At 57.5% G+C, this 24,765-nt stretch carries 26 protein-coding genes and 1 riboswitch; of the genes, 10 read left to right on the top strand and 16 right to left on the bottom strand.

The window, feature by feature from the left end; all coding sequences use genetic code 11:
• The first annotated feature begins 40 nt into the window (after nucleotides 1-40).
• Complete coding sequence (locus ACOTX3_RS00645; protein WP_072205076.1) at nucleotides 41-283, top strand: PTS transporter subunit EIIB; 243 nt, start codon at nucleotides 41-43, stop codon at nucleotides 281-283.
• A 102-nt stretch (nucleotides 284-385) separates the two neighbouring features.
• On the opposite strand, the gene ACOTX3_RS00640 is transcribed toward ACOTX3_RS00645, so the two are convergent.
• Nucleotides 386-1,651 (bottom strand): maltoporin, encoded by a 1,266-nt coding sequence (locus ACOTX3_RS00640; RefSeq protein ID WP_013097211.1) that lies wholly within the window; start codon nucleotides 1,649-1,651, stop codon nucleotides 386-388.
• Between the two features lie 269 nt (nucleotides 1,652-1,920).
• On the opposite strand from ACOTX3_RS00640, the gene ACOTX3_RS00635 reads away from it, so the two are divergent.
• Nucleotides 1,921-2,997, top strand: a complete 1,077-nt coding sequence (locus ACOTX3_RS00635) for a LacI family DNA-binding transcriptional regulator (protein ID WP_038419069.1) — start codon at nucleotides 1,921-1,923, stop codon at nucleotides 2,995-2,997.
• A gap of 42 nt (nucleotides 2,998-3,039) precedes the next feature.
• Here ACOTX3_RS00635 and ACOTX3_RS00630 read toward each other — a convergent pair whose 3' ends face one another.
• A complete protein-coding gene (locus ACOTX3_RS00630; RefSeq protein WP_040021574.1) occupies nucleotides 3,040-4,041 on the bottom strand; it encodes a magnesium transporter in 1,002 nt (333 codons plus the stop codon).
• 59 nt (nucleotides 4,042-4,100) lie between these two features.
• Nucleotides 4,101-4,270, bottom strand: a riboswitch (M-box (ykoK) riboswitch).
• Nucleotides 4,271-4,426: 156 nt separating this feature from the next.
• On the opposite strand from ACOTX3_RS00630, the gene ACOTX3_RS00625 reads away from it, so the two are divergent.
• Nucleotides 4,427-4,930, top strand: a complete 504-nt coding sequence (locus ACOTX3_RS00625; protein WP_045902796.1) for a DedA family protein — start codon at nucleotides 4,427-4,429, stop codon at nucleotides 4,928-4,930.
• 1 nt (nucleotide 4,931) lies between these two features.
• Here the strand turns inward: ACOTX3_RS00625 and ACOTX3_RS00620 are convergent, their stop codons facing one another.
• A complete protein-coding gene (locus ACOTX3_RS00620; protein WP_058678382.1) occupies nucleotides 4,932-5,681 on the bottom strand; it encodes an SDR family oxidoreductase in 750 nt (249 codons plus the stop codon).
• A 100-nt stretch (nucleotides 5,682-5,781) separates the two neighbouring features.
• Between ACOTX3_RS00620 and ACOTX3_RS00615 the strand changes: the two genes are divergently transcribed.
• Entirely contained in the window at nucleotides 5,782-6,141 is a 360-nt protein-coding gene (locus tag ACOTX3_RS00615; RefSeq protein WP_013097206.1) for a winged helix-turn-helix transcriptional regulator, read from the top strand.
• 1 nt (nucleotide 6,142) lies between these two features.
• Here ACOTX3_RS00615 and ACOTX3_RS00610 read toward each other — a convergent pair whose 3' ends face one another.
• Both ACOTX3_RS00610 and ACOTX3_RS00605 read right to left on the bottom strand, forming a co-directional pair.
• Nucleotides 6,143-6,937, bottom strand: a complete 795-nt coding sequence (locus ACOTX3_RS00610; protein ID WP_058678381.1) for an SDR family NAD(P)-dependent oxidoreductase — start codon at nucleotides 6,935-6,937, stop codon at nucleotides 6,143-6,145.
• Between the two features lie 125 nt (nucleotides 6,938-7,062).
• Entirely contained in the window at nucleotides 7,063-7,506 is a 444-nt protein-coding gene (locus tag ACOTX3_RS00605; RefSeq protein WP_020689657.1) for a winged helix-turn-helix transcriptional regulator, read from the bottom strand.
• Nucleotides 7,507-7,659: 153 nt separating this feature from the next.
• Here ACOTX3_RS00605 and agp point away from each other — a divergent pair, with 153 nt between their 5' ends.
• A complete protein-coding gene (agp, locus tag ACOTX3_RS00600; protein ID WP_014831381.1) occupies nucleotides 7,660-8,901 on the top strand; it encodes a bifunctional glucose-1-phosphatase/inositol phosphatase in 1,242 nt (413 codons plus the stop codon).
• Between the two features lie 32 nt (nucleotides 8,902-8,933).
• Here the strand turns inward: agp and ACOTX3_RS00595 are convergent, their stop codons facing one another.
• Together ACOTX3_RS00595 and wrbA are read right to left on the bottom strand one after the other, a co-directional pair.
• Entirely contained in the window at nucleotides 8,934-9,161 is a 228-nt protein-coding gene (locus ACOTX3_RS00595; protein ID WP_008499832.1) for a YccJ family protein, read from the bottom strand.
• A gap of 18 nt (nucleotides 9,162-9,179) precedes the next feature.
• Nucleotides 9,180-9,776, bottom strand: a complete 597-nt coding sequence (gene wrbA, locus ACOTX3_RS00590) for an NAD(P)H:quinone oxidoreductase (RefSeq protein WP_013097202.1) — start codon at nucleotides 9,774-9,776, stop codon at nucleotides 9,180-9,182.
• Between the two features lie 391 nt (nucleotides 9,777-10,167).
• Between wrbA and ACOTX3_RS00585 the strand changes: the two genes are divergently transcribed.
• Together ACOTX3_RS00585 and ACOTX3_RS00580 are read left to right on the top strand one after the other, a co-directional pair.
• Nucleotides 10,168-10,338, top strand: coding sequence for a general stress protein (locus ACOTX3_RS00585; RefSeq protein ID WP_013097201.1), 171 nt, complete (start codon nucleotides 10,168-10,170; stop codon nucleotides 10,336-10,338).
• A gap of 120 nt (nucleotides 10,339-10,458) precedes the next feature.
• On the top strand, nucleotides 10,459-11,352 hold the full coding sequence (locus ACOTX3_RS00580) for a DMT family transporter (protein ID WP_029882766.1): 894 nt from the start codon (nucleotides 10,459-10,461) through the stop codon (nucleotides 11,350-11,352).
• A 35-nt stretch (nucleotides 11,353-11,387) separates the two neighbouring features.
• Here the strand turns inward: ACOTX3_RS00580 and rutG are convergent, their stop codons facing one another.
• The 7 genes from rutG to rutA are packed head-to-tail and all read right to left on the bottom strand — an operon-like array spanning nucleotide 11,388 to nucleotide 16,828.
• On the bottom strand, nucleotides 11,388-12,716 hold the full coding sequence (gene rutG, locus ACOTX3_RS00575) for a pyrimidine utilization transport protein G (protein ID WP_058678380.1): 1,329 nt from the start codon (nucleotides 12,714-12,716) through the stop codon (nucleotides 11,388-11,390).
• A 21-nt stretch (nucleotides 12,717-12,737) separates the two neighbouring features.
• Nucleotides 12,738-13,232: an NADH-dependent FMN reductase RutF gene (gene rutF / locus ACOTX3_RS00570; protein ID WP_013097198.1), complete on the bottom strand. Its 495-nt coding sequence runs from the start codon at nucleotides 13,230-13,232 to the stop codon at nucleotides 12,738-12,740.
• Between the two features lie 9 nt (nucleotides 13,233-13,241).
• The gene (locus tag ACOTX3_RS00565) at nucleotides 13,242-13,832 is read right to left on the bottom strand and encodes a malonic semialdehyde reductase (RefSeq protein ID WP_013097197.1); all 591 of its coding nucleotides are present in this window, start codon (nucleotides 13,830-13,832) and stop codon (nucleotides 13,242-13,244) included.
• Between the two features lie 9 nt (nucleotides 13,833-13,841).
• Nucleotides 13,842-14,642, bottom strand: a complete 801-nt coding sequence (rutD, locus tag ACOTX3_RS00560; RefSeq protein WP_038419080.1) for a pyrimidine utilization protein D — start codon at nucleotides 14,640-14,642, stop codon at nucleotides 13,842-13,844.
• 7 nt (nucleotides 14,643-14,649) lie between these two features.
• Nucleotides 14,650-15,036 carry a pyrimidine utilization protein C gene (gene rutC, locus ACOTX3_RS00555; RefSeq protein ID WP_013097195.1) on the bottom strand — a complete coding sequence of 129 codons (387 nt, stop codon included), beginning with the start codon at nucleotides 15,034-15,036 and terminating at the stop codon, nucleotides 14,650-14,652.
• An 11-nt stretch (nucleotides 15,037-15,047) separates the two neighbouring features.
• On the bottom strand, nucleotides 15,048-15,737 hold the full coding sequence (gene rutB, locus ACOTX3_RS00550) for a pyrimidine utilization protein B (RefSeq protein WP_013097194.1): 690 nt from the start codon (nucleotides 15,735-15,737) through the stop codon (nucleotides 15,048-15,050).
• Nucleotides 15,737-16,828, bottom strand: coding sequence for a pyrimidine utilization protein A (gene rutA, locus ACOTX3_RS00545; protein WP_029882763.1), 1,092 nt, complete (start codon nucleotides 16,826-16,828; stop codon nucleotides 15,737-15,739). The genes rutB and rutA overlap by 1 nt, the downstream gene beginning before the upstream one ends.
• A gap of 242 nt (nucleotides 16,829-17,070) precedes the next feature.
• On the opposite strand from rutA, the gene rutR reads away from it, so the two are divergent.
• Nucleotides 17,071-17,709, top strand: a complete 639-nt coding sequence (gene rutR / locus ACOTX3_RS00540) for an HTH-type transcriptional regulator RutR (protein WP_013097192.1) — start codon at nucleotides 17,071-17,073, stop codon at nucleotides 17,707-17,709.
• Nucleotides 17,710-17,777: 68 nt separating this feature from the next.
• Here the strand turns inward: rutR and ACOTX3_RS00535 are convergent, their stop codons facing one another.
• A complete protein-coding gene (locus ACOTX3_RS00535) occupies nucleotides 17,778-18,167 on the bottom strand; it encodes a lysozyme inhibitor LprI family protein (RefSeq protein WP_044158640.1) in 390 nt (129 codons plus the stop codon).
• Nucleotides 18,168-18,268: 101 nt separating this feature from the next.
• Nucleotides 18,269-22,231 carry a trifunctional transcriptional regulator/proline dehydrogenase/L-glutamate gamma-semialdehyde dehydrogenase gene (gene putA / locus ACOTX3_RS00530; protein ID WP_038419081.1) on the bottom strand — a complete coding sequence of 1,321 codons (3,963 nt, stop codon included), beginning with the start codon at nucleotides 22,229-22,231 and terminating at the stop codon, nucleotides 18,269-18,271.
• A 422-nt stretch (nucleotides 22,232-22,653) separates the two neighbouring features.
• On the opposite strand from putA, the gene putP reads away from it, so the two are divergent.
• Both putP and ACOTX3_RS00520 read left to right on the top strand, forming a co-directional pair.
• Entirely contained in the window at nucleotides 22,654-24,162 is a 1,509-nt protein-coding gene (gene putP, locus ACOTX3_RS00525) for a sodium/proline symporter PutP (RefSeq protein ID WP_029882760.1), read from the top strand.
• 117 nt (nucleotides 24,163-24,279) lie between these two features.
• Nucleotides 24,280-24,699 carry a DUF3574 domain-containing protein gene (locus ACOTX3_RS00520; RefSeq protein WP_421631595.1) on the top strand — a complete coding sequence of 140 codons (420 nt, stop codon included), beginning with the start codon at nucleotides 24,280-24,282 and terminating at the stop codon, nucleotides 24,697-24,699.
• Nucleotides 24,700-24,765: the final 66 nt, after the last annotated feature.

Here is a 24,765-nt window from a genome sequence, read left to right as displayed (position 1 = left end):
CGAGCAGGCATTTTTTTATCTGCATATAATGAGGCGTATTATGGACAGTCAAATTACCCAGCGTTTAATTCCCGCGTTTGGCGGCGACGATAATATCGAACACGTCGAAGCCTGTATTACCCGCCTGCGCGTGACGGTAAAAGATTTAAATAAAGTTGACTCTGAGGCGTTACAGAATGAAGGGGCACTGGGGGTAATTATTATTGGCCAGCAGGTGCATGCCATATTTGGCAGGCAGTCTGATGCCTTACGTCAGTTATTATATGAACATTTTGATCAATAAATAAAAAAAGGGATAGCCAAAATAATGGCTATCCCGAAACAGGCGAATAAACTGCCAGTTGTTGGAGATACAATAACGATTAACGCATTTTAGAAATAAATATTACCACCAGGCTTCAACCTGCACGCCGAAGTTCCAGGTATTACTGGCGGTGCCGTCTTCGAAGGATTTCCCATGTTCGGAATCATTCAGGTAGGAGGCAAACACCCGTAGCTCGGGACGTGACATAAAATCAGGTCCGTCCGCCAGACCTAAGGCGATCGTGTACTTCTCACCGCTCTGCTTGTAGTTTGAACCGTCGGTATAGGTATCTTTCTGGTAGAACCCGCCCACTTCACCAATCAGACGCACATATTCGGTGAACTGATACTGCGCGCGGCCCACCAGCGAAATCAGGCGCGATTTATCGGTATACTGCGTGGTGTCATCCGCCGAACCCCAGGTCAGGACGTGGTTAAAGGAGAGCTTGTCGGTAATGGGAATTAAGCCGGTATTAATCACGCGGTAGCCGCTGGCATCGTTCACATAGTTCCACATGTCGTACCAGCCGCCTCCCTGGGAAACCATATTCTGCGCCAGACCTTTGTTGGCATACTGCAGCACCAGCTTGTTATAGCCGCCCAGCATGTCCTGGCTGATCTCTCCGGTTACCATCACGCCGTTGTCGGCCTCGTACAGCCCGCCATACTCTTTCTGTTTGTTGGTCGGATTTGGCATGGCATAGTCAATACCCACTTCCGTCCACGCGCCTGCCCACGGTTTCCAGCCCGCATAGCGGAGATCGATATAGTTGATGTTTACGTCGTTATCACCGTCAACGCGGTAGTCCACGTCGTTGGCATCGCCGCGGATCCAGGCCACAGAGACCGCGCCAGGGCCGAGCGTATAGTTCTCAATACCTGCACCGGATCCCGAGATGTTCCAGTATTTGGTGTCAATGATGTGCAGATCATGACGCTGGTAATAGCGCTTCCCACCCCAGATAACCGCATTCGGATCGCCCGGGATCAACCCCTTGATCTGCAGGTTAAGCTGGCGCAGGCCAAACTGAGCGTCGTCGCCAAAGGTGGTTTCGTTATCGTTAGAGCCGTCAGACACCATGCTCACCATGCTGTCGAGATAAAAGCTCACGTCGTTCTTTTTGTAGACCTCAGAGCCCAGTTCCAGCTCGCCGTAGGTATCGGCTTCGTTACCCAGACGGCCTATTTTATTCTTCTGCCACTCCTCCATCCCACCATCCCGTGAGACGCCCACGCCGGAGCGAAGATAGCCATGAAAATCAATCGGTACTGAAGACGCAGCAAACAGCGATGGAGACGCTAACGCGGCAGCCAGCGCAACGGATACAGAGCGGATCGTCGTGTTCATTGTTACCCTCTTATTGTTTTGTAATACGTTCACAAATCCGCTGTCATAAAATTCCTAAACCTTCTGGCTGGCAATTGAACGATCCTAAGTGTGTGATTAACTGCAAATAAAATAGACAATTTTGTTACGAGTGATGAGCTGTGCCACAAATTATGGCATTGTGAACGTAATACTTTTTGATGGTGTCATGTCTGCGAAGTGAGGGCGGTGAGCGTTTTTTTACAGCGCCCCTGTTACAATCATCGCATAACAACATAAGGAACCGGACCATGAAGTCGAAAAGCGCAACGTTAGAGGACGTCGCACGCCATGCAGGCGTCTCCTATCAGACCGTGTCCAGGGTACTGAATAAATCTGCCAATGTATCCGAGGCCACGCGCCACAAGGTTGAGAAATCCATAGAGTTATTGCGGTATGTGCCGAATCGCCTGGCCCAGCAACTGGTAGGCAAGCAGAGCCAGACCGTCGGGCTGGTGACCATTTCACTGGCTTTGCACGCGCCTTCTCAGGTGGCGGCAGCGGTAAAACGCTATGCGAACGTGGAGGGATACCAGGTACTGATCTCGATGATAGATGAGAACGTCAATCAAAGTATTCAGGACTCTATCAACGAACTGAAGTCCCAGCTGGTGAGCAAGGTGATCATTAACGTGCCTCTGGAGGCCGAAGAGGCGCAGAAAATCGCTACCGACAACGACGATATCGTCTGTCTTTTCCTGGACGTCGACCCGTACAGTTCTGTGTTTAACGTTTCGTTTAACCCGGCGGATGGGACCCGCGCCAGCGTTAAATACCTTTACGAGCTGGGCCATCGCGACATCGCCCTGCTGGCGGGGCCGGAGTCCTCTGTGTCGGCACAGTTGAGGCTAAAAAGCTGGATCGAAACCCTGAAGGGTTACGGGCTGGAGCCCGCTTCGGTGATCCGCGGCAACTGGGATGCGCAGAGCGGGTATGCCGGTGCGCTGCAGATGTTGCGCGAAACGCCGCAGTTTTCCGCCGTACTGGTGGCCAACGACCAGATGGCGCTGGGCGTACTGAGCGCCTTCCACCAGCAGCAGATTTCCATTCCGGGCGAGAAGTCGGTGATTGGCTACGATGATACCTACGAAAGCTCGTTCTTCTACCCGGCGCTGACGACGGTCTCACTGGATTTAGATCTGCAGGGCAAAGAGGCGGTGCGCCGCATTCTGGACAGCGGCGAAGAGAGTGCCCTGCGCATGTCCTCGATTTTACCTGCCCGTCTGGTGGTGCGACAGTCCACCGGGCCGAAAGGGGAGAAGGGAAAAAACCTCCAGGCGCTGGCCCAGCAGCTGCGCGAGATTGCGCATCAACTGGGTGATGTGTAGCGGAGTGAGCACCTCAATCACAGGAAAGAGGTGCTCGTAAGATTACTCCAGCCCCAGCGTATACTGGGCGATTTTGAAGTAGATAATCAGCCCGGTACCGTCGATAAGCGTCGCGATAAACGGCGCGGAGACGACGGCCGGGTCAATGCCGCAGCGCTTGAGTACCATGGGAATAACGGACGAGACTATGGCGCTCCACAGCGTAATGCACACCAGCGTCAGGCTGACGATAAGGGTGATTTCCAGCCCAATCCCCATCATCCATGCGCGGATGCACCCGGCAATACCGAGCGTGACGGCAATCATCAGTGAGGTGGTCATCTCTTTGCAAAGTACGCGACCGACATCACGCAGATGCACTTCACCCAGCGCCATAGCGCGCACCAGCGTGGAGGTGATCTGCGTTCCGCTGTTCCCGCCGGTGCCAATCAGCAGAGGGATAAAAAACGCCAGCGCAATGGCGGACTCCAGCGCCTCTTCAAAGTGCTGGATCACCGAGCTGGTGTAGGCTTCCGCGACAAACAGCAGCAGCAGCCAGACGGAGCGTTTTTTCCACAGGCTGAAGGCGCTGGTCTCCAGATAGGGCTTTTCCAGCGGCAGCGTGGCCCCCTGGCGCTGGGCATCTTCGGTGACATCGTCTTCCAGCAGGTGAGCCATTTCTCGCTCGGTGAGGCAGCCAACCAGCTTGCCGTGGGTGACAACAGGCACTACATCCGCACCGCTGTGAGCCAGCAGTCCGGCGACATCGGCCCGCTCATCTTCCGGTTTGACCTGCAGAAATTGCGACAGCATCAGCGATTTTACCGGCTGTACGGTATCGGTGGTTTGCAGCAATTTGCGTACCGCAATCATGCCTGCCAGGCGACCCTGATCTTCAATGAAAATATGCGACGGAATATCATCGTCTTTTAATTTTTCGAAAAACTGCTCGCGCGCCAGCGCCACGCATAATGAAATATCGAGGACGATAAAATCGGTATTCATATATTGCGCGATAGCGCTGTCATTGAATACCGGGTTCTGGTTGTGAATAGCGTAAGACATAGTGAATTCCCTTTGAATAAAAAATCTCTCAGGGGCGAGCAAGACAGGGCATGTCGAAGAGGAGATCCCCACGTCCTGGGTTCAGCACTGTACACCGTATCCCGTAAGGGAAGTTATACTGACAAAGCCTTGATTCGACAGTGCCTGTTTTACCCTGTGCGGGTTCTCTCGAACCTGCCAGAGCGATAACGTGTATTTGTACAGGAGCCTCGCCATAACGAGATCGTTGTAAACCAGCGGGATAATACGCTTATTTTATTTTCCCGCTCTGGAATTTAAAAAATGTTTAGGGAATGTTTATGTATTCATTATTCATGACGCGTTGAGCCTTTATTTAAACTTGCTCGACTTTAATGGGAGGGTAAATATTCACGAGGAGAGAAAGGTGGCGTGGTTTGACAATCTGCTCAATCATTTTGCGCATTATCCGACGCATCTCTTTGCGCTGCTCTTCGTGCTGGCTTTGAGTAAATCCACGGTGCTGATCTCCTCCGTGCTGCCGCCCGCCTCGGTGATGTTGCTGACCGGGATCACCGTCAGCCAGGCGAGCCTGCATCCGGCGTTGACGTGGCTGGCGGTGGTGATGGGGGCCACGCTCGGTTCGCTGCTGAACTATCATATCGGTCAGTTGATGGGGCATACGCGGCTGGTGACGCGCATTACCTCAAGACATGCCGATACATTTTTGCGGGTGCGGCATCAGCTACAGAAAAACGGCGTGCTGGTGCTCTTCACCGCCCGTTTTCTGGCGGTACTGCGCTATATCGTGCCGCTGGCGGCGGGCATGCTCAGGCTCAACCGGGTGAAGGTTTACGCGGTCAGCCTGTTTTCTGCCGCCGTCTGGGCGGCGCTGTATGTCGGCATTGTCACCGGCATCAGCGCCTTTTAAGTTACAAACTTCCCATTCCGCCGTCCACCAGCAGTTCCGTTCCTACCGTGTAGCTGGATTCGTCGGAGGCCAGATAGAGCGCGGCTTTTGCCAGCTCCGTCGTCGAGCCCATTCTGCCCAGCGGCACAAGCTTGATGATCTCCGCCATCATCGCGTTAAGCGTTTCTTCGCTTAAGCCCGTTTTCGTAAAGGCCGGAGTTTCTACCGGGCCGGGGCTCAGACCGTTAACGCGAATGCCGCGCGGTAACAGCTCTGCCGACAGTGTGCGTGCCAGCGACAGCAGGGCGGCCTTGCTCGCGGCATACACGCTGCTGGTGGGCAGGCCGATGCGCGCGCTTACGGAGCCGCACAGGATCACCGAGGACGGATTATTCAGCAGCGGCAGCAGCGCCTGAATTAAAAAGAACGGTCCCTTCAGGTTGATGCCCATCAGACGATCCCAGGCCTCTTCCTGCCACGCTTCCAGCGGCGCGTGCGTCACGTCGCCGGCGTTGAGAAACACCGCGTCCAGGCGTGGCCAGCGGGCGGCAAGCGTCTCTGCCAGCGTTTTTTGCGAAGCAATATCTCCCGCATCGGTCGGGATTACCCAGGCCTTATCGCCCAGAATGCGCTCTGCTTCGGCGAGCGTTTCCGGGTTACGACCGGTGACGGCGACATGCGCCCCTTCGGCGAGAAACACCTGCGCAGTGGCAAGGCCAATGCCGCTGGTTCCGCCGGTAATCAGCGTATATTTACCTGCTAAACGACCCATGTTCTTCTCCTGAAATGTCTCTGGAGAAAGCACTATAGAAACGTTAGTATCGAAAGGAAACCAGGTACCAATTGGATACTAATGCGGCAAGAGGTGTGCTATGGCGGAATTGCTCGATATACGTTGTGAAAAAAATTCTGAGGTTTATGTCTGCCCGATGACGCAGTTTGTGAACCTGATTTCCGGGAAGTGGGCGATCCCTGTTCTTTATCGCCTGATTATCCTCAATGCGCCGGTACGCTTTGGCGATCTGCTGCGCGCTACCGCCCCCATCACGCAAAAAGAACTCACGAAGCAGCTCAGGCTGTTCGAACAGCGCGGGCTGGTGTCGCGCACGGTTTACCCGGAGATCCCACCGCGCGTGGAGTACCAGATAACGGGGCTGGGGTTGACCCTGCAAGGGGCGCTCTCGCCGCTGGCCGCCTGGATGAGTGAGTACGGCGACCAGCTTGAGCGTTAGCCTACTGTTTTACATAGCGCGGCGCCGGTATGCCGGTGCGGGCGCTGTTAAACAGTTCCAGACGTGCCGTTTCGTAGCGATCCCACAGGCTGGCATCATGCATTGGCGGAATGGTAATCAGCTCGCCCTGATCCAGACCCGCCAGCGAAGCATCCACCATATCGTCAGTGGTCATCACCGAGCCTTCCGGCAGATCGTTCACCGTCACGCCGGAATGCTGCCAGATTTCTGTTGCCGTTGCGGCGGGTAACACGGCCTGAATACGCAGATTGCTGTCGGCAAACTCCTCCTGTAACCCACGGGTAAAGCTGAGCACCCAGGCTTTGGTGGCGCTGTACAGCGCGCTGCCTGCACGCACGTGCAGGGACAACACCGAGGCGATATTAATAAGCGTACCGTGGTTATTCTGCGCCAGGCGCGGCAGGATCGCATAGGTCAGACGCATCAGCACCGTGGTATTGAGGGTGTTAATGGCCTGATGCTGGGCCACATCGCCCGCAAGGAACGGCGCCATCTGCGCGGTGCCGGCGTTGTTAACCAGCGCATCAATGGCGGTATTGCTACGCAGTTCGTCTTCTACCGCGCGGATCCCGGCTTCATCGGTGAGATCGGCCACCAGAATATCGACGGTCACGCCATAGCGCGCGCGCAGGTCGGCGGCGAGGGTTTGCAGCCGATCCTCGCGGCGGGCGACCAGGACCAGATTAGCGCCGCGCGCGGCAAGGCGATCGGCATAGACGGCACCAATCCCGGAAGAGGCACCCGTAATCAGGGCGGTAGTGATTTGCGTAGTCATCGTATGTTACCTCAAAGCAAAGTGGGTTGTTTGGTTTCAATATGAAACTGAATTCACTGTCTGCTATTTGGTTTTATAATGCAACTATATTGGTGGTCATTTTGTGCTTTTGCCGTCGGGAACGATCAGGAGGGGAGTTTAGCCACGATCTCTTCAGGCTTAAGTTCGCGGCCATCGTCGGCGATAAGCAGCAGTTTACGCAGCGGTTTGCGCTGTTCGCTATCAACGAGAACGGTGCCGCATTCGTTTTCCGCGAACAAAAATTCATTGCCCCACTGGGACAGGGCAACCAGCACCGTCTGGAGTGCGCGTCCCTTGTCGGTCAGAACGTATTCCTGCCAGGCGCTGCCGTCGGAGGCGGGCTGGAGCCGGAGGATGCCTTCATCGACCAGCAGTTTTAGCCGCGCGGTCAGCATGTTTTTCGCGATACCGAGGCTTTTCTGGAACTCGCCGAAGCGTTTAATCCCGCGCAATGCGTCGCGAACAATCAGCAGCGACCACCAGTCGCCGATGATATCCAGCGAACGGGCGACAGGGCAGGTACTCTCTTCAAGACGGGTGCGTTTCACAGGCAAATCTCCGGGCGTATGTAGTTTTATTATAAAACTAATCTGCTCACCGGGTAAGCGTGTTATTCATCAGTTTGAGAAATGCTTCCCGGAAAATTGTCACGGATCTTGTCACACTGAACGCGACATTTTAAAACGAGTGAGGAATTAGGGATGAGAAAAGCACTACTCGCGGTGGCCGTAGCCGGTCTCTTTTCAGCAGCCTCCGGGGTGCAGGCGCAAGAGACGCCGGAAGGGTATCAGCTGGAGCAAGTTTTAATTATGAGCCGTCACAACCTGCGCGCACCGCTCGCCAATAACGGCAGCGTGCTGGAGCAGTCCACGCCAAAGCAATGGCCTGAATGGGAAGTGCCGGGCGGTCAGCTCACCACCAAAGGTGGCGTGCTGGAGGTTTACATGGGGCACTACATGCGCGAGTGGCTGGCCCAGCAGGGGATGGTGAAGACGGGAGAATGTCCACCGGCGGAGAGCGTTTATGCTTACGCCAACAGCCTGCAGCGCACCGTCGCCACCGCGCAGTTCTTCATTACCGGCGCGTTCCCGGGGTGCGATGTTCCTGTGCATCATCAGGACAAAATGGGCACCATGGACCCAACCTTTAATCCGGTAATTACCGATAACTCGCCGGAATTCCGCGAAAAAGCGCTCAAGGCGATGGAGTCCGAGCGGCAGAAAATGCAGCTTGGCGAAAGCTATAAGCTGCTGGAGCAGATGACGAACTACGCCGATTCGCCGTCATGCAAAGAGAAAAAAGTCTGTTCACTGGCAGACGCGAAAGACACCTTCAGCGCCGACTACGAAAAAGAACCGGGCGTTTCCGGGCCGCTGAAAGTGGGCAACTCGCTGGTGGATGCGTTCACGCTGCAGTATTACGAAGGCTTCCCGGCCGACCAGGTGGCTTGGGGAGAGATTAAAACCGACCAGCAGTGGCGCGTATTGTCGAAGCTGAAAAACGGATATCAGGACTCGCTGTTTACCTCAACCGAGGTGGCGCAAAACGTCGCCAAACCGCTGGTGAAGTATATCGATAACGCCCTGGTGACCGATCAGGCAAAAGCGCCGAAAATCACCCTGCTGGTGGGGCATGACTCCAACATTGCCTCTCTGCTGACGGCGCTGGACTTCAAGCCGTACCAGCTGCATGACCAGCAGGAGCGCACCCCAATCGGCGGCAAAATTGTCTTCCAGCGCTGGCACGACAAAAACGCCAACCGCGAGCTGATGAAAATTGAGTATGTGTATCAGAGCTCAGAGCAGCTGCGTAACGCCAGCGTGCTGTCGCTGCAGTCTCCGGCGCAGCGCGTGACGCTGGAACTGAAGGGATGTCCGGTGGATGCGAACGGTTTTTGCCCGATCGATAAATTTAATACGGTGATGAACGACGCGGCGAAATAAGATAATCCCCCCGCTGCGGCGGGGGGAAACGCTCAGACGTTTTTACGTTCGATGGTTTGCTCACCCCAGAAGAGCGAGTCTTTGTCCGTTTTTTCGAAGGCGCGTACCAGCACTTCATCATTGCCTTCTTCCCAAATCTGCTCTGCCAGTTTTTCGTCGTATTTCGCGACTTCAAAAATGGCTTCGGCGATCTCCGGAGAGGTATTGCGTAAACTTGCCCATTCGCCCACGTGGTGAGCTTTGGATTCTTGAGTTGGCATGCTTGTCCTCCTGTTGAGTTAGCCGTTCAGTTTTTTGGCCAGACCCGCGACGTATTCACCCTGATAGCGGGCGATAGCGAGCTCTTCGTTGCTCGGCTGTCGGGATCCATCGCCACCGGCAATGGTGGTTGCACCGTAAGGTGTGCCGCCACGTACCTGAGAGACGTCAAACAGTTCCTGCGCGCCATAGCCAATCGGTACAATCACCATCCCATGATGAGCAAGGGTAGTCCAGGTTGAGGTAATCGTCTGTTCCTGGCCTCCGCCGGTCCCGGTGGAGCTGAACACACTGGCGAGTTTGCCGTACAGCGCGCCAGAGGCCCACAGCCCGCCCGTCTGATCGAGGAAGGTGCGCATCTGGCCTGACATATTGCCAAAACGGGTGGGGGTGCCGAAGATAATGGCGTCGTAATCCGCCAGCTCCTGAGGCGTGGCGACCGGCGCATTCTGGGTTTTTCCTCCGGCTTTGGCGAACGCTTCTGCCTGCATGGTTTCCGGTACGCGTTTTACCACAACCTCCACGCCGTCCACTTTGTTTGCACCTTCTGCTACCGCGTGAGCCATGGTTTCAATGTGTCCATACATGGAATAATAGAGCACCAGAACTTTAGCCATTTTGCATCACTCCTCGTTTGTTTTTTCTGACAGCGAATCGCTGCGTTCATTTAAAGATATGACATCACAGCCAGACTGCAAAAATGAACGGCATTTCTTTGATTTATAACAATATGCTGACCATCGCGGCTTGTAGCAAAATGAAACATTTTTACCGCCGACGATTTTTGAAATGATAAGAAAGGCTTATGAATGGCCGCCGCGTTTTCTCACCCAAAAGACTGAGATCTTGTTGCAGAATATTAACTACAGCTTGCTGGATACCCTCAGTCCACTAAGCTTAGTTTCACGCGGCACAGATAAAGGCGCTGTCCTTTAGCCGCGAGGTGAAAGAATCCTCTTTTACTGAATGCAATATGATGTCTAATGTTTCACATACTGGAGGTTAGAGATGGCAAACCATCGTGGTGGTTCAGGTAATTTCGCCGAAGATCGTGAAAGAGCATCAGAAGCAGGCCGTAAAGGTGGCCAGCATAGCGGGGGTAATTTTAAAAATGACCCTCAGCGCGCATCTGAGGCTGGCAAAAAAGGGGGTAAAAACAGCCATGGCGGCAATAAGTAAGTCGCCGGGTTGAAAGACCTCTGCCGCCGGGATCTCCCGGCGGTTTTTTTATTTCTGTAACATTGAACTGCAATCAAAGGCATCGCACACTAGTCCCTTCATTCTACGTTCTGGTGCCTCATGTCTGTTTCTCGTTTTACCTTCTCCGTCAAACCTCAGGAAGCGATCCTCATTCTGATCACCATGTTCTGGGGCGGAACCTTTCTCGCCGTCCAGTATGCGGTCACCCTGAGCGATCCGTTCTTCTTTGTCGGCCTGCGCTTTGCGACGGCAGCGATTGCCGTGGGGTTGATCTCGTTGAAAACCCTGCGCGGACTGACCCTTCAGGAGCTCAAGGCCGGGGTGGCGATTGGCGTGGCGATTGCCATGGGGTATAGCCTGCAGACGTGGGGGTTACAGTCAATCTCCAGCAGTAAATCGGCCTTTATCACCGCCATGTATGTGCCGCTGGTGCCGTTATTGCAATGGCTGTGTCTGGGACGCCTGCCGGGTGTGATGTCCTGCATTGGTATTGTGCTGGCGTTTATCGGCCTGATTTTGCTGGCCGGGCCGGAAAATAACCTGCTGGCACTGGGGCCGGGCGAGATCATTACCCTGGTGGGAGCCATTGCGATTGCCGCGGAAATTATCCTCATTAGCGCCTGGGCCGGGAAGGTCGACGTTAAGCGCGTCACGGTGGTACAGCTTGCCACGGCGTCGCTGGTGGCGTTCGCGACGATGGTTCCGGCAGGGGAGTCGGTTCCGCCGATGTCTGCCGGGCTGGTGGTGGTGGCACTGGGGCTGGGTATTTTCAGCGCCATTATTCAGGTGACCATGAATTGGGCACAGCGCAGCGTGTCGCCGACGCGGGCGACGGTGATCTACACCGGTGAACCGGTATGGGCGGGGATTTTTGGACGCATTGCCGGAGAACGCTTACCGCTGCTGGCGCTGGTCGGCGCGGCGTTTATCGTTGTTGGGGTGCTGGTGAGTGAGCTAAAGCTCAAAAAACGACGTAAGGCGATTGCCGGGTAAGCGCAGCGTCACCCGGCAAGAAAGGGGCATTTATATCAGGTGGAGGGGGTGATGACTTCCCCTTGCGCTTCATCCCCTTTCCGGCGGCTCAGCAGGGCATTAAGCAGGATCGCCCCAAAGGTCGCCGTACCAATCCCGCCAACCGTAAATCCGCCCAGCGTCAGGGCAAAATCACCTGCACCCAGCACCAGCGTGACCGCCACCATAATCAGGTTACTGTTCTGGCTGAGATCGACGCGATGCTGTACCCAGATGCGCGCTCCCGCCACGGCAATCAACCCGAACACCACAATTGATGCGCCGCCGATGACCGGCGAGGGAATGGTGTGGATCAGCGCACCAAATTTTGGTGAGAAGCCGAGCAGCATCGCCATGACCGCCGCCGCCACGAACACCAGCGTGGAGTAGACTTTCGTTACCGCCATCACGCCAATGTTCTCGGCGTAGGTGGTGACACCGCTGCCGCCCACCGACCCGGAGAGCATCGTCGCCAGGCCATCCCCGACAAACGCGCGTCCCATATACGGATCCATACTGCGCCCGGTCATGCCCGCCACGGCCTTCAGGTGCCCTAAGTTCTCCGCCACCAGGATCACCGCGACAGGGGCGATAAGCATCATCGCCTGCGTGTTAAAGGTTGGCGACGTGATCTGCGGCAGACCGAACCAGGCAGCCTGATGGAGCAGGGTAAAGTCGACAGGCTTGCCGAAACCAAAGACATTGGCCAGCAGGGCGTAGATCAGACAGGCCACAATCAGCCCGACCAGAATCAGCAGACGCTGGACCATGCCGCGGGTGAATACCGCCACCAGACCGATACACAGCACGGTGATCACCGCCATCCAGCTCTCAAACGGCGAGCCGGAGACACTCTTCACGGCAATTGGCGCCAGGTTCAGGCCAATCGCCATCACCACCGCACCGGTAACCACTGGCGGCATCATTCGCTCGATCCAGCGGGTTCCGATCTTCATCACCACGACGCCAATCAGGGTATAGACAAGACCACAGGCGATAATGCCGCCGAGGGCGACGCTGAGGTTGGGGTTGATCCCCTGACCGTTAAACCCGGTGGTGGCGATGACCACGCCGACAAAGGCGGCGCTGGAGCCCAGATAGCTGGGCACGCGCCCGCCGGTGACAAAAAAGAACAGCAGGGTGCCAATACCCGACATCAGAATGGAGAGATTGGGATCAAGGCCCATCAGCATCGGCATCAGCACCGTTGCACCAAACATGGCGACCGCGTGCTGGACGCCCATCACCAGGGTTTGCCCGAGCGGGAGCCGTTCATCCGGCGCGACCACGCCAGGTTCTGTAGAGGTCGATTTCAACTGCCAGTGGGGAAATCCGAACATTGCCATGGGCTGCTTCCTTAAGAAGGGTTAACAGGCGGGTCGCATAAGCGCGTGGTAGCCGCGGTCAAACCACACCAGCCCCTGCGGGGCGGGGTGGCGGATAATGGACACGATGTCGCAAAACAGAATGTCGTGGGTGCCGACGCTGACCACCTGGCTGATACGGCAATCAAACGAGGCCAGCGCCTCCTCCAGACGCGGGCAGCCCGTCTCGCCTGTCTGCCAGCGGGCAGCGGCGAAGCGATCTTCCATCGGCGTTTTGCCGCCAAACAGGTTGGAGAGTGGCTCCTGTCCGGCGCTCAGGGTGTTGACGCACAGGGTGCGGTTTTCGCTAAACGTCGGCCAGACGGACGCGCCGCGGTTAAGACATACCAATAGCGTCGGGGGCGAGTCGGTGACGCTGCATACGGCGCTGGCGGTGAAGCCCGCTCTGCCAGCAGGGCCGTCGGTGGTGATGATATTGACCGCCGCGCCTACACAGGCCATGGCATCGCGAAAGGTTTGTTTATCGGGTGTCGTCATGATGGCTCCTTACGCCAGCCCGCAGGCGTCTTCAAAGGCCAGGCGCGGCAGACGGCCGTAGAGTTTGCCCACATCGCCATAGCCGATATTGATCAGCAGATTGCTTTTCAGCAGCGTGCCGGTGAAAAAGGCCTCGTCGACTTTTTGCCGGTCAAAACCGGACATCGGGCCGGTGTCCAGCCCCAGGGCGCGACAGGCAAAGATGAGATAAGCGGCCTGCATGGAGCTGTTGCGAAAGGCGGTCTCTTCAGCGTGCGCGGGGCTGGTGGTAAACCAGCTCTTCGCATCCCCGTGCGGGAACAGTTCAGGCAGACGCTCATAAAATTCCGTGTCCCACGCCACAATCGCGGTGACCGGTGCGGTGAGGGTTTTCTCCAGGTTGCCGCTGGAGAGTGCGGGGCGCAGCTTCTCTTTACCCTCTGCGCTGCGCACAAACACAATACGGGCCGGGGAACAGTTAGCGGAGGTAGGCCCCCATTTCATCAGGTCGTAGATCTCGCGCAGCGTCTCGTCGCTGACCGGTATGTCCAGCCAGCCGTTGTGGGTGCGTGCGCCGGTGAACAGTGAATCCAGCGCGGCAGAGGTAATGGCTTCGCTCATCGAAACTCCTTATAAAGCGGGTTCATGGCTGTGCAGCAGGCTGGCAAGCCCGTTCAGCAACAGGGTATTAAACGTTTCCGGCTCGGTGACGTTGCAGGCATGGCCGCCCTGGCGCATCACCACGCTGTGGCTGTGCGGGAGCGCCGCCTGCAGCTCAGACGAGCAGACAGAGGGCACCAGCAGGTCATCGGCGGAACAGATAAGGTGCACCGGGCAGGCGATGCGGGCGGCATGGCGACTAAAATCGGCCTTTTTCAGCGCGTTCAGCCTGCGCAGCAGATTGTTTTTGCCCTGAAAGTGCGCCAGCGCCAGTGCCTCTTCTGCTTCCAGACGCGGTGCGCGGGCGGCCATCCAGTCTGCCGGATAGAGAAACAGCGGCTGCGCCTCTACCCACGCCTGCGCGCCACCGGCATGCAGCAGCCGTTCGCGGATCTGAAAGCAGCGTCGGGTATGGGCATTCAGCGTCAGCCAGCCGTTGACGCACACCAGCGCTTTGAGCGCATCGGGGGTGTCGAGCGCCAGTTGCAGGCCGATCAGCGCCCCCAGCGCATGGCCGACCACACAGTAGCGGGTGATGCCGACCGCGGTCAGCGCCTGTGCCAGCTCACCGGCCATCTGCCCCAGGGTGTACTCTTCCGGCAGGGTGTCAGGGTTATTGCCGGTGCCACGCTGGTCGTAACAGACCACCTGATACTCCTGTTCCAGCGCGGCTAGCTGGGGTAACCAGTAGCTGCCGCCCCCGCCGAGTCCGGCAATCAGCACCACGACGGGCGCGCCGTCAAACGGGGGCGGTGAGACGGAGAGCTTCATGGCAGCCTCACTTTCCAATGTGCGCAACGGTGGCGATTTCAACCAGCGCGTCCGGCTTTACCAGCCCGCACTGAATGCAGAAGCGGGCCGGCTTATCGCCGGGGAAGAACTCCGCATAGATCTCGTTAATCGCGGCGTAGTTTTTCCAGTCGGTGATAAAGATGCTGTTGAACGTCACATCCTCCATCGTGCCACCTGCGGTTTCGATCACGGTCTTGATCGTCTCCAGCACGTGGCGCGTTTGCGCCTTTGGGTCGTTGATAAACACCACGTTGTTGTCTTTATCAAACGGCAGGGTGCCAGAGACGTACACCACGCCATCGGCGAGCGTGCCGGGGACAAACGGCGCAATCGGCGTGCTGGTGCCCGGTGGAATAATCACGGATTTCGGCATCGTATGTCTCCTCAGGCGATACGGGCGAGCGGCGGATTCAGGGCGTCGCAAAAATCTGCGACGTTACTGACCCAGCCAAAAAAGGTTTCGATATTGAACAGCGCCGCTTTCTGGGCAAATTCCGGCCCCGCCTGATGAGTGGCGTCTTCCAGTACCACGCCGAAATACTCGAGGAAGAAGCCGTCGCGCAGGGTCGACTCCACGCAGACATTGGTAGCAATGCCGGTAAAGACCAGATGACGAATGCCCCGGCTGCGCAGCAGGCTGTCGAGCGGCGTGTTGAAAAAGCCGCTGTAGCGCGGTTTGGGCAGCACGATATCGCCTGCTTCCGGCACCAGTTCATCCACCAGCTGATAATCCCAGCCACCTTTAGCCAGCAGCTTGCCCTGCAGTTCGGGCCGTTTGCGCATGGTTTTCAGGGCGTTCGATTTGTGAAAATTGGGCGAGCCGGGGCCACCGGCTTCCACGTATTGATCGTCCCAGCCGTTCTGAAACCAGATGATGAGCATCCCGGCGGCGCGTGCGGCGGCGACGGCGGTTTTGATGTTCTCAATCACCGGCCGGGTGGCGGAGACGTCAAACCCCGCCAGATCCAGATAACCGCCGGGGCTGGCGTAGGCGTTTTGCATATCCACCACAATCAGCGCGCTCTGCGGTGCAGAAAAGGTGATGGCTTCCGGACGGGCATTAAGGGTTGTCATTACGCCACCTCCTTGGTGATGGCGGTAATGTGGGCGCGGCACTGCATCAGCGGCTGAATGCGCTCGCCGAAGGTCTCCACACCGGTGAGGAAATCGTCGAAGGTCAGCAGAACGCCTTCCGCGCCGGGAACGGCGGCCACTTCGTCGAGCATTCTGGCAACGCTGGCATACGAGCCGACGAGCGTGCCCATGTTGATATTGACGGCAGAGGTCGGGTCGGCCATCTGGCGCACGTTGGTGTCCGCGCCGGAACGGGTATCTTTCTGGCTCTGTTCGGTGAGCCAGCTCAGGGCCTCGTCGTCGGCCCCGTCCTTATAACGCTCCCATTTGGCGCGCGCGGCCTCATCGGTTTCGTCGGCAATGACCATAAACAGCACGTAAGAGCCCACATCACGGCCGGTTTTGTCGGCGGCCTCTTTCATGCGTGCGGCGGTTGGGGCGAAGGCGGCGGGGGTGTTGACGCCTTTACCGAAACAGAAATTGAAGTCGGCGTATTTTGCCGAGAACGCCATTCCCGCGTCGCTCTGCCCGGCGCAGATCACCTTCATTGGCGCAGAAGGCTGCGGGCTGACGCGACAGTCATTCATGGTGAAGTAGTCACCTTTGAAATCGCTCTTGCCGGTACCCCACAGATCGCGCAGCACCTGCACGTATTCGGTAAGGTACTCATAGCGGCGCGAGAAGTACTCATCTCCCGGCCAGAGCCCCATCTGGTCGTACTCCGGCTTTTGCCAGCCGGTGACCAGATTGACGCCAAAGCGTCCCCCGGAGATGGAGTCGATAGTGGAGGCCATCCGCGCGACAATGGCTGGCGGCAGGGTGAGCGTGGCGGCGGTGGCGTAGATCTGAATCCGTGACGTCACCGCCGCCAGGCCCGCCATCAGGGTGAAGGATTCCAGATTGTGATCCCAGAATTCGGTTTTGCCGCCAAAGCCGCGCAGCTTGATCATCGAAAGTGCAAAGTCGAAATGGTAGTGCTCCGCTTTTTGCACGATGGCTTTGTTCAGCTCAAAGGTCGGCATGTATTGCGGAGCAGTGGTCGAGATAAGCCAGCCGTTGTTGCCAATGGGTACAAATACGCCAATTTTCATCACGAACCTCTCTTCACTACGTTGCAGGTGAACAGGGTTTTGCAAAGGGAGTGCCAGTTTTCAAAATGGCTTTGTTATTAATGTGTTAATCAATGGTTGATGAATTGAATGTGACAAAAGTGGACTAAATGGTCAAAAACATTGCACACAAAACAGGCATTCATGCGCGATGGGAGTGCAGAATGTCGTGGCGAGGCGGGGGTTTTGCTATGCTGTTGGCAACGCAGAATAAGGAGAGCGGGATGACACAAGGCGCAGTGAAAACAGCAGGTAAACGTTCGCAGGCGGTGAGCGCCAAAAAGCACGCCATCCTCAGTGCGGCGCTGGAGACCTTTTCACAGTTCGGCATTCACGGCACGCGCCTGGAACAGGTGGCGGAGCAGGCCGGGGTGTCCAAAACCAATCTGCTCTACTATTACCCGTCGAAAGAGGCGCTGTATGTGGCAGTAATGCAGCAGATCCTGGATATCTGGCTGGCGCCGCTAAAGGCCTTTCGTCAGGAGTTCGCCCCGCTGGTGGCGATCAAAGAGTACATCCGCCTGAAGCTGGAGGTGTCCCGTGATTATCCGCAGGCATCCCGGCTGTTCTGTCTGGAGATGCTGCAGGGCGCGCCGCTGCTGAAGGCAGAGCTGACGGGGGATTTAAAACAGCTGGTGGACGATAAATCCGCGATCATCGCCGGGTGGGTCGCCAGCGGCAAACTGGCACCTGTCGATCCGCAGCATCTGATCTTTATGATTTGGGCCGCCACCCAGCACTACGCTGACTTTGCGGCCCAGGTTGAAGCGGTAACCGGAAAGACGCTGCAGGACGAAGCGTTTTTCCAGAGCACCCTCGAAAACGTGCAGCGGATGATTATTGAAGGGATCCGCGTGCGCTAGTTTCCCTCACCCTAACCCTCTCCCACGGGGAGAGGGGACTGTTCTGTGCTGTCTTTTATCCCTCGCCCCTATGGGGTGAGGGGACAGCTTAAGTCGCCCTCTTCACACTGCATCAGCGAGGCCAGAAACGCCTCGCGTTCCACGGTTTTCTCCGTCAGGCACTGACTCATGATCATAGGCTGCACGCTGCCTCCCTCGGTACCAGAACCGATAAAATTGCAATCCGCATCGCGCAGGGCGATCCACGCCTGCTGCGCCTTTTTCAGCAGGTCACGCTGTGGGGCCGCCGCACGCTTAATGGCGGACTGATAAGTCTGGTTGAGCTTTTTATCAGCGGCCTGGTACTGCTGCGCGCTACAGGTATTCAGTTCAAGCTGCGTAGTGGCGTTGTCGCACTCGTCGGCCAGCGCGCTGGCGCTCAGCAGCAGGGCGGCGCCTGCGAGAAATACTCTTTTCATCATCCCCTCCGTGTAAAAAAGCCGGATGCGCTGTGCTTATCCGGCCTAAGGTGAAGTTGTAGCCCCGGTTAGCGTAGCGTCACCGGGGAGAGTGTACACGATTACCCGATTGTCATCAGGCTGGCGTTACCGCCCGCTGCCGCGGTGTTGACGCTGAGCGAACGCTCCACGTACAGGCGCTCCAGCAGCAGGTTGGTTTCACCGCGGGCGAAGCCCTGCACCGAAACAATCGCCCCGCTGCGGGCCGCAACCTGCTCGCACAGTTCGCGCAGCTGATCGGAATCACCGTGGTAGATAACCGCGTCAAACGGCTGCGCAAGCAGGGCATCAGGTTTCGCAAAGTGAATGCGGGCAGACACCGCTTTCGGCAGTTGCTTCGCCAGATCGCGGTGCAGACCGTCTTCCGGCCACAGCACTTCACAACCTGTTGCCATCGCGGCGGCCAGCTGAACCAGCGCATCCTGTTCGTTATCCGCCACGCACAGCACGCGTTCACGCGGCATCAGCGTCCAGGTGTTGCGTTCGCCGGTAGGACCCGGCAGCAGACGCTGCGTGCCAGCCTGCGCCAGCTCGCCGTACTGCTGTGCGACAGCGCGCAGCTCAGGACGTTTTTCCGCCCAGGTGATGAGTGCTTCCAGCGGCTGCGTCAGCACGGTTTTCAGCTGGACATCCACCGGATAGTCCGCGTCCTGGCGTGCCAGCGTCACGCCCAGCGCGCGCTCAGGACGGTTCGCCAGCAGACGGTACAGATAGAGCGGGCCACCCGCTTTAGGACCGGTGCCGGAGAGCCCCTCGCCGCCGAACGGCTGCACGCCCACGACCGCGCCAACCATGTTGCGGTTGACGTACAGGTTGCCCACTTTGGCGCTGCCGGTGACCTGGGCGATGGTTTCGTCGATACGGGTATGCACGCCGAGCGTCAGGCCATAGCCGGAGGCGTTGATCTGCTCAATCAATGCATTCAGGTTGTTACGGTTGTAACGCACCACGTGCAGGACCGGGCCGAAGACCTCTTTTTTCAGCTCGTCGAAGCTTGCCAGTTCGATAAGCGTAGGCGGCACAAAGGTGCCGGTCTGCCACTCGCGGGCATCTTCGCTGTTCTCGCGCACGGCCTGGAACACTGGACGGCCTTTGGCACGCATGGCCTGAATGTGGTTTTCAATATTCGCTTTGGCTTCCGCGTCGATCACCGGCCCGATATCGGTGGTGAGGCGGCCCGGGTTGCCCATGCGGCACTCGGCCATGGCACCACGCAGCATCTTCAGCGTGTGGTCGGCCACGTCGTCCTGCAGGCACAACACGCGCAGGGCGGAGCAGCGCTGACCCGCGCTGTCAAAGGCGGAGGCCAGCACGTCTACCACTACCTGCTCGGTGAGAGCAGAGGAGTCGACAATCATGGCGTTCATGCCGCCGGTTTCCGCGATGAGCGGCGTTGGGCGGCCCTGGGCATCCAGACGGGTGGCGATGTTACGCTGCAGCAGGGAGGCCACTTCGGTCGAGCCGGTAAACATCACGCCGCGCACGCGGTTATCCGCAGTGAGCTTCGCACCCACTGTTTCACCCCGCCCAGGCAGCAGCTGCACCACGCCCGCCGGTACGCCCGCTTCCAGCAGGATGTTAATCCCCTGAGCGGCAATCAGCGGGGTTTGCTCCGCCGGTTTGGCCAGCACGCTGTTGCCTGCGGCAAGCGCGGCGGCAATCTGGCCGGTGAAGATCGCCAGCGGGAAGTTCCACGGGCTGATACAGACCACAGGACCAAGCGGGCGGTGCGTTTCGTTATCGAAATCATCGCGCACCTGGCCTGCATAGTAGTGCAGGAAGTCGACGGCTTCACGGACTTCGGCGATGGCGTTGCTGAAGGTTTTCCCCGCTTCGCGCACCAGGATACCGATGAGCGACTGCATCTGATCTTCCATCAGCACTGCGGCGCGTTCCAGAATGGCGGCACGTTCTTGCGGCGGGGTGGCGAACCAGATTGGCGCGTTGTTTACCGCGCTCTCCAGCGCCTGCTCCACTTCCGCTTCCGTGGCTTCACGCACGTAGCCGACAATATCTTTTGGCTCTGCCGGGTTGATCACCGGCTGCATCTCGCCGTCTGCGACCGGCTGTTCCAGCATCGGTTTGGCCTGCCATTTCTGCAGTGCGCTGTTGAGCAGGGCAGAGGAGAGGGACGCCAGACGGTGTTCGTTGGCGAGATCCAGACCCGCCGAGTTGATGCGGCCTTTGCCGTACAGCTCGCGCGGCAGGGCAATCTTCGGATGCGGCAGACCAATCTGGCCTTCCTGAGCCGCCATTTTCTCAACGGCCTGCACCGGATCGGCAACCAGTTCGTCCAGCGGCAGGGTGGTATCGGCAATGCGGTTAACGAAGGAGGTGTTCGCCCCGTTCTCCAGCAGACGACGCACCAGGTACGCCAGCAGGGTTTCATGGGTACCGACCGGAGCATAAATACGGCACGGACGGTTCAGCTTGCCCTCTGCCACTTTACCGGTGACCTGCTCGTAGAGCGGTTCACCCATGCCGTGCAGGCACTGGAATTCGTACTGGCCCGGATAGTAGTTCTGCCCGGCCAGGGTATAGATCGCCGCCAGGGTATGAGCGTTGTGGGTAGCGAACTGCGGGTAGATCAGGTTTGGTACGCCGAGCAGCTTTTTCGCACAGGCGAGGTAAGAGACGTCGGTGTAAACCTTGCGGGTGTAAACCGGGTAGCCTTCCAGACCTTCCATCTGGGCGCGTTTGATCTCGCTGTCCCAGTAAGCGCCTTTTACCAGTCGGATCATCAGGCGACGACGGCTGCGGCTGGCCAGGTCAATCAGGTAATCAATAACGAACGGGCAGCGTTTCTGGTAGGCCTGAATAACAAAGCCAATTCCGTTCCAGCCTGCCAGTTCTGGCTCAAAGCATAGTTTTTCCAGCAGATCGAGCGAGATCTCCAGACGGTCTGCCTCTTCGGCGTCGATGTTGATGCCAATGTCATACTGGCGCGCCAGCAGGGTCAGGGATTTCAGGCGCGGGTAGAGCTCTTCCATCACCCGGTCGTACTGCGCGCGGCTGTAGCGTGGGTGCAGGGCGGAGAGCTTGATTGAGATGCCCGGACCTTCATAAATACCGCGGCCGTTGGACGCTTTACCGATGGCGTGGATCGCCTGCTGGTAAGAGACCATGTAGGCCTGCGCGTCGGCAGCGGTCAGGGCCGCTTCACCCAGCATGTCGTAAGAGTAGCGGAACCCTTTATCTTCCAGCTTGCGGGCGTTGGCCAGCGCTTCGGCGATGGTTTCACCGGTAACAAACTGCTCGCCCATCAGGCGCATCGCCATATCCACGCCTTTGCGGATCAGCGGCTCGCCGCTCTTGCCGATAATACGGTTCAGGGAGCGGGAGAGGTTCGCTTCGTTGTGGGTCGAGACCAGCTTGCCGGTAAACAGCAGACCCCAGGTGGCGGCGTTAACGAACAGCGACGGGCTGCGGCCAATGTGTGACTGCCAGTTGCCGTTGCTGATTTTGTCGCGGATCAGCGCATCGCGGGTGGCTTTGTCAGGGATACGCAGCAGTGCTTCTGCCAGACACATCAGCGCCACGCCTTCCTGGGAGGAGAGGGAAAACTCCTGCAGCAGGCTCTGCACCATACCGGCACGGCCGCTGGCGGTTTTCTGGTTACGCAGTTTGTCGGCCAGCTGATACGCCAGGCTGTGCGCCTGCGCGGCGACGGCTTCCGGCAGGCGAGCCTGCTCCAGCAGCATTGGCACGGCGTCCGTTTCAGCACGGCGGTACGCACCGGTAATGGCGGCGCGGCTGACTGACTGCGGCAGGATCTGCTCCGCGAACTCCAGGAACGGCTGATGATTCTCGTCGCCAGCAACCGGCGCGTCTTCGCTCTCATTGGCGGCACCTGCCAGCAGGGCGGGCAGCTCGGGCAGACCTTCGTCGCTCTCAAGCCGTTCGAGATAGTTAAAAATTGCCTGCTTGATTAGCCAGTGCGGCGTGCGGTCAATGCGGGTTGCTGCGGTCTTAATCCGTTCGCGGGTTGCGTCATCCAGCTTAACCCCCATGGTGGTCATGCCCATGCCAAAACTCCTGTTGTTCTTTGATCGTGTTCGGTGGTTAGCCTGAAATATCCACCATGTTGCAACTTTGTGCAACCGTGTTAAATGTGACCCGGCTAGCAAGCTGAAAAATGAATGGATTGTTAACGAATGGTTAGCTGGAAAAAAGCGCTGGCTTCTGCATACGAAGCCTGTTTTTATGCGGTACTTAACACTTTTAAAAGGTGCAACCCGTATAAATGTGAGCAAGTGCAACCTATAGGAAAGACATATAAAACCGGGGATGAATTTGATGTAAATGCAGTGTTAAATCGTTTGTGTGCGAGCACTGCTTACGGCAGGATACGCGCGGCCAACAGAAACACAGATACCCATCACCCCGTTCCGGTGATGACATAACAAGGCAACCCGGACGGTTGTCGCTCGACTTTTGGAGAATTTGAATGGCAATGAGCACACCGATGCTGGTGACATTTCTCGTTTATATTTTTGGCATGATCCTGATAGGGTTTTTGGCATGGCGTTCTACAAAGAACTTTGACGACTACATTCTGGGTGGCCGCAGTTTAGGCCCAATGGTGACTGCGCTTTCTGCGGGGGCATCGGACATGAGTGGCTGGCTGCTGATGGGGCTGCCGGGGGCGATTTTCATCTCCGGCATCTCTGAAAGCTGGATCGCCATTGGCCTGACTCTCGGGGCGTGGATTAACTGGAAGCTGGTAGCAGGCCGTCTGCGCGTGCATACCGAAGTGAACAACAACGCCCTGACGCTGCCGGATTATTTCACCGGCCGTTTCGAAGATAACAGCCGCATTCTGCGCATTATCTCGGCGGTGGTGATCCTGCTGTTCTTCACTATCTATTGTGCCTCCGGCATTGTGGCCGGTGCGCGTCTGTTCGAAAGCACCTTCGGCATGAGCTACGAAACCGCCCTGTGGGCCGGTGCGGCGGCTACCATCCTCTACACCTTCGTGGGTGGGTTCCTGGCGGTAAGCTGGACCGACACCGTGCAGGCGAGCCTGATGATTTTCGCCCTGATCCTGACCCCGGTGATTGTGATCTTCACCGTTGGTGGTTTTGGCGAGTCGCTGGAAGTGATCAAGCAGAAGAGCATTGAAAACGTCGATATGCTCAAAGGGCTGAACTTTGTCGCCATCGTCTCCCTGATGGGCTGGGGTCTGGGCTATTTCGGTCAGCCGCATATCCTGGCGCGCTTTATGGCGGCCGACTCTCACCACACCATCGTTCATGCGCGTCGCATCAGTATGACGTGGATGATCCTCTGCCTGGCAGGGGCGTGCGCGGTGGGCTTCTTTGGCATTGCATACTTCAACAACAACCCGGCGCAGGCGGGAGCGGTAAACCAGAACGCCGAGCGTGTGTTTATCGAGCTGGCGCAGGTGCTGTTTAACCCATGGATTGCCGGTATTCTGCTCTCCGCTATTCTGGCGGCGGTGATGTCCACCCTGAGCTGCCAGCTGCTGGTCTGCTCCAGTGCGATCACCGAAGACCTCTACAAGGCATTCCTGCGTAAAGGCGCAAGCCAGAAAGAGCTGGTGTGGGTAGGGCGCTTCATGGTGCTGGTGGTGGCGCTGGTGGCCATTGCGCTGGCGTCGAACCCGGAAAACCGCGTGCTGGGTCTGGTGAGCTACGCGTGGGCGGGCTTTGGTGCGGCGTTTGGTCCGGTGGTGCTGTTCTCCGTGATGTGGTCGCGTATGACCCGTAACGGCGCGCTGGCGGGGATGATTATTGGTGCGGTCACGGTTATCGTCTGGAAACAGTTCGCGTGGCTGGGTCTGTACGAAATTATCCCGGGCTTCATCTTCGGCAGTCTCGGTATTGTGGTCTTTAGCCTGCTGGGTAAAGCGCCGTCTGCCTCCATGCAGAAACGCTTTGCGGAAGCGGATGCCCATTACCACACTGCGCCGCCGACGAAGCTCCAGGCTGAGTAATTTTTCTTCCTGCACACTGTAAGCCGGGTGAGCGTCAGCGCCACCCGGCTTTTTTCTTGCCAAAATCCGTAATTTACGGTGATATCGCTGCACTTATAACAATGAGGATAGCGAAGCATGACAATCAAAACAGGGTTACTGGCAGCGGCATTCCTGCTGCTGGCTGGCTGTACGGCACCGTCGCAGCATACGGCGACTGACACCTGCAAAGTGGATAACCAGATGCTGCAGACCACGCTTTATTTCGGCTTAAATCGTCCGGCCGGGGCGCAGATCACCCCCGACGAGTGGCAGCAGTTTGTTGACCGGGACGTGACGCCGCGTTTTCGTGATGGCTTAACGGTGTTTGATGCGCGCGGACAGTGGCTGGGCAACGACGGTAAAGTGGCGCGTGAGCCGAGCAAGGCGTTGATGCTGATCCACGGAAAAGATGCGCAGAGCGAGAAGAACATTGAGGCGTTACGCGGTATCTATAAATCCCGCTTTGCGCAGGAGTCGGTGATGCGGGTCGATCAGCCGGTGTGTGTGCAGTTTTAAAGAAAACGGCGGGATAACCCGCCGTTGTTGCATCGTAGGCCGGGATCGCTGCGCGCCACCCGGCAT

The organism is Enterobacter cloacae complex sp. IR5384 (genome assembly GCF_049237265.1).
GTDB classification, from domain to species: Bacteria; Pseudomonadota; Gammaproteobacteria; order Enterobacterales; family Enterobacteriaceae; genus Enterobacter; species Enterobacter cloacae.
This window is presented reverse-complemented; position numbering and strand designations above follow the sequence as displayed.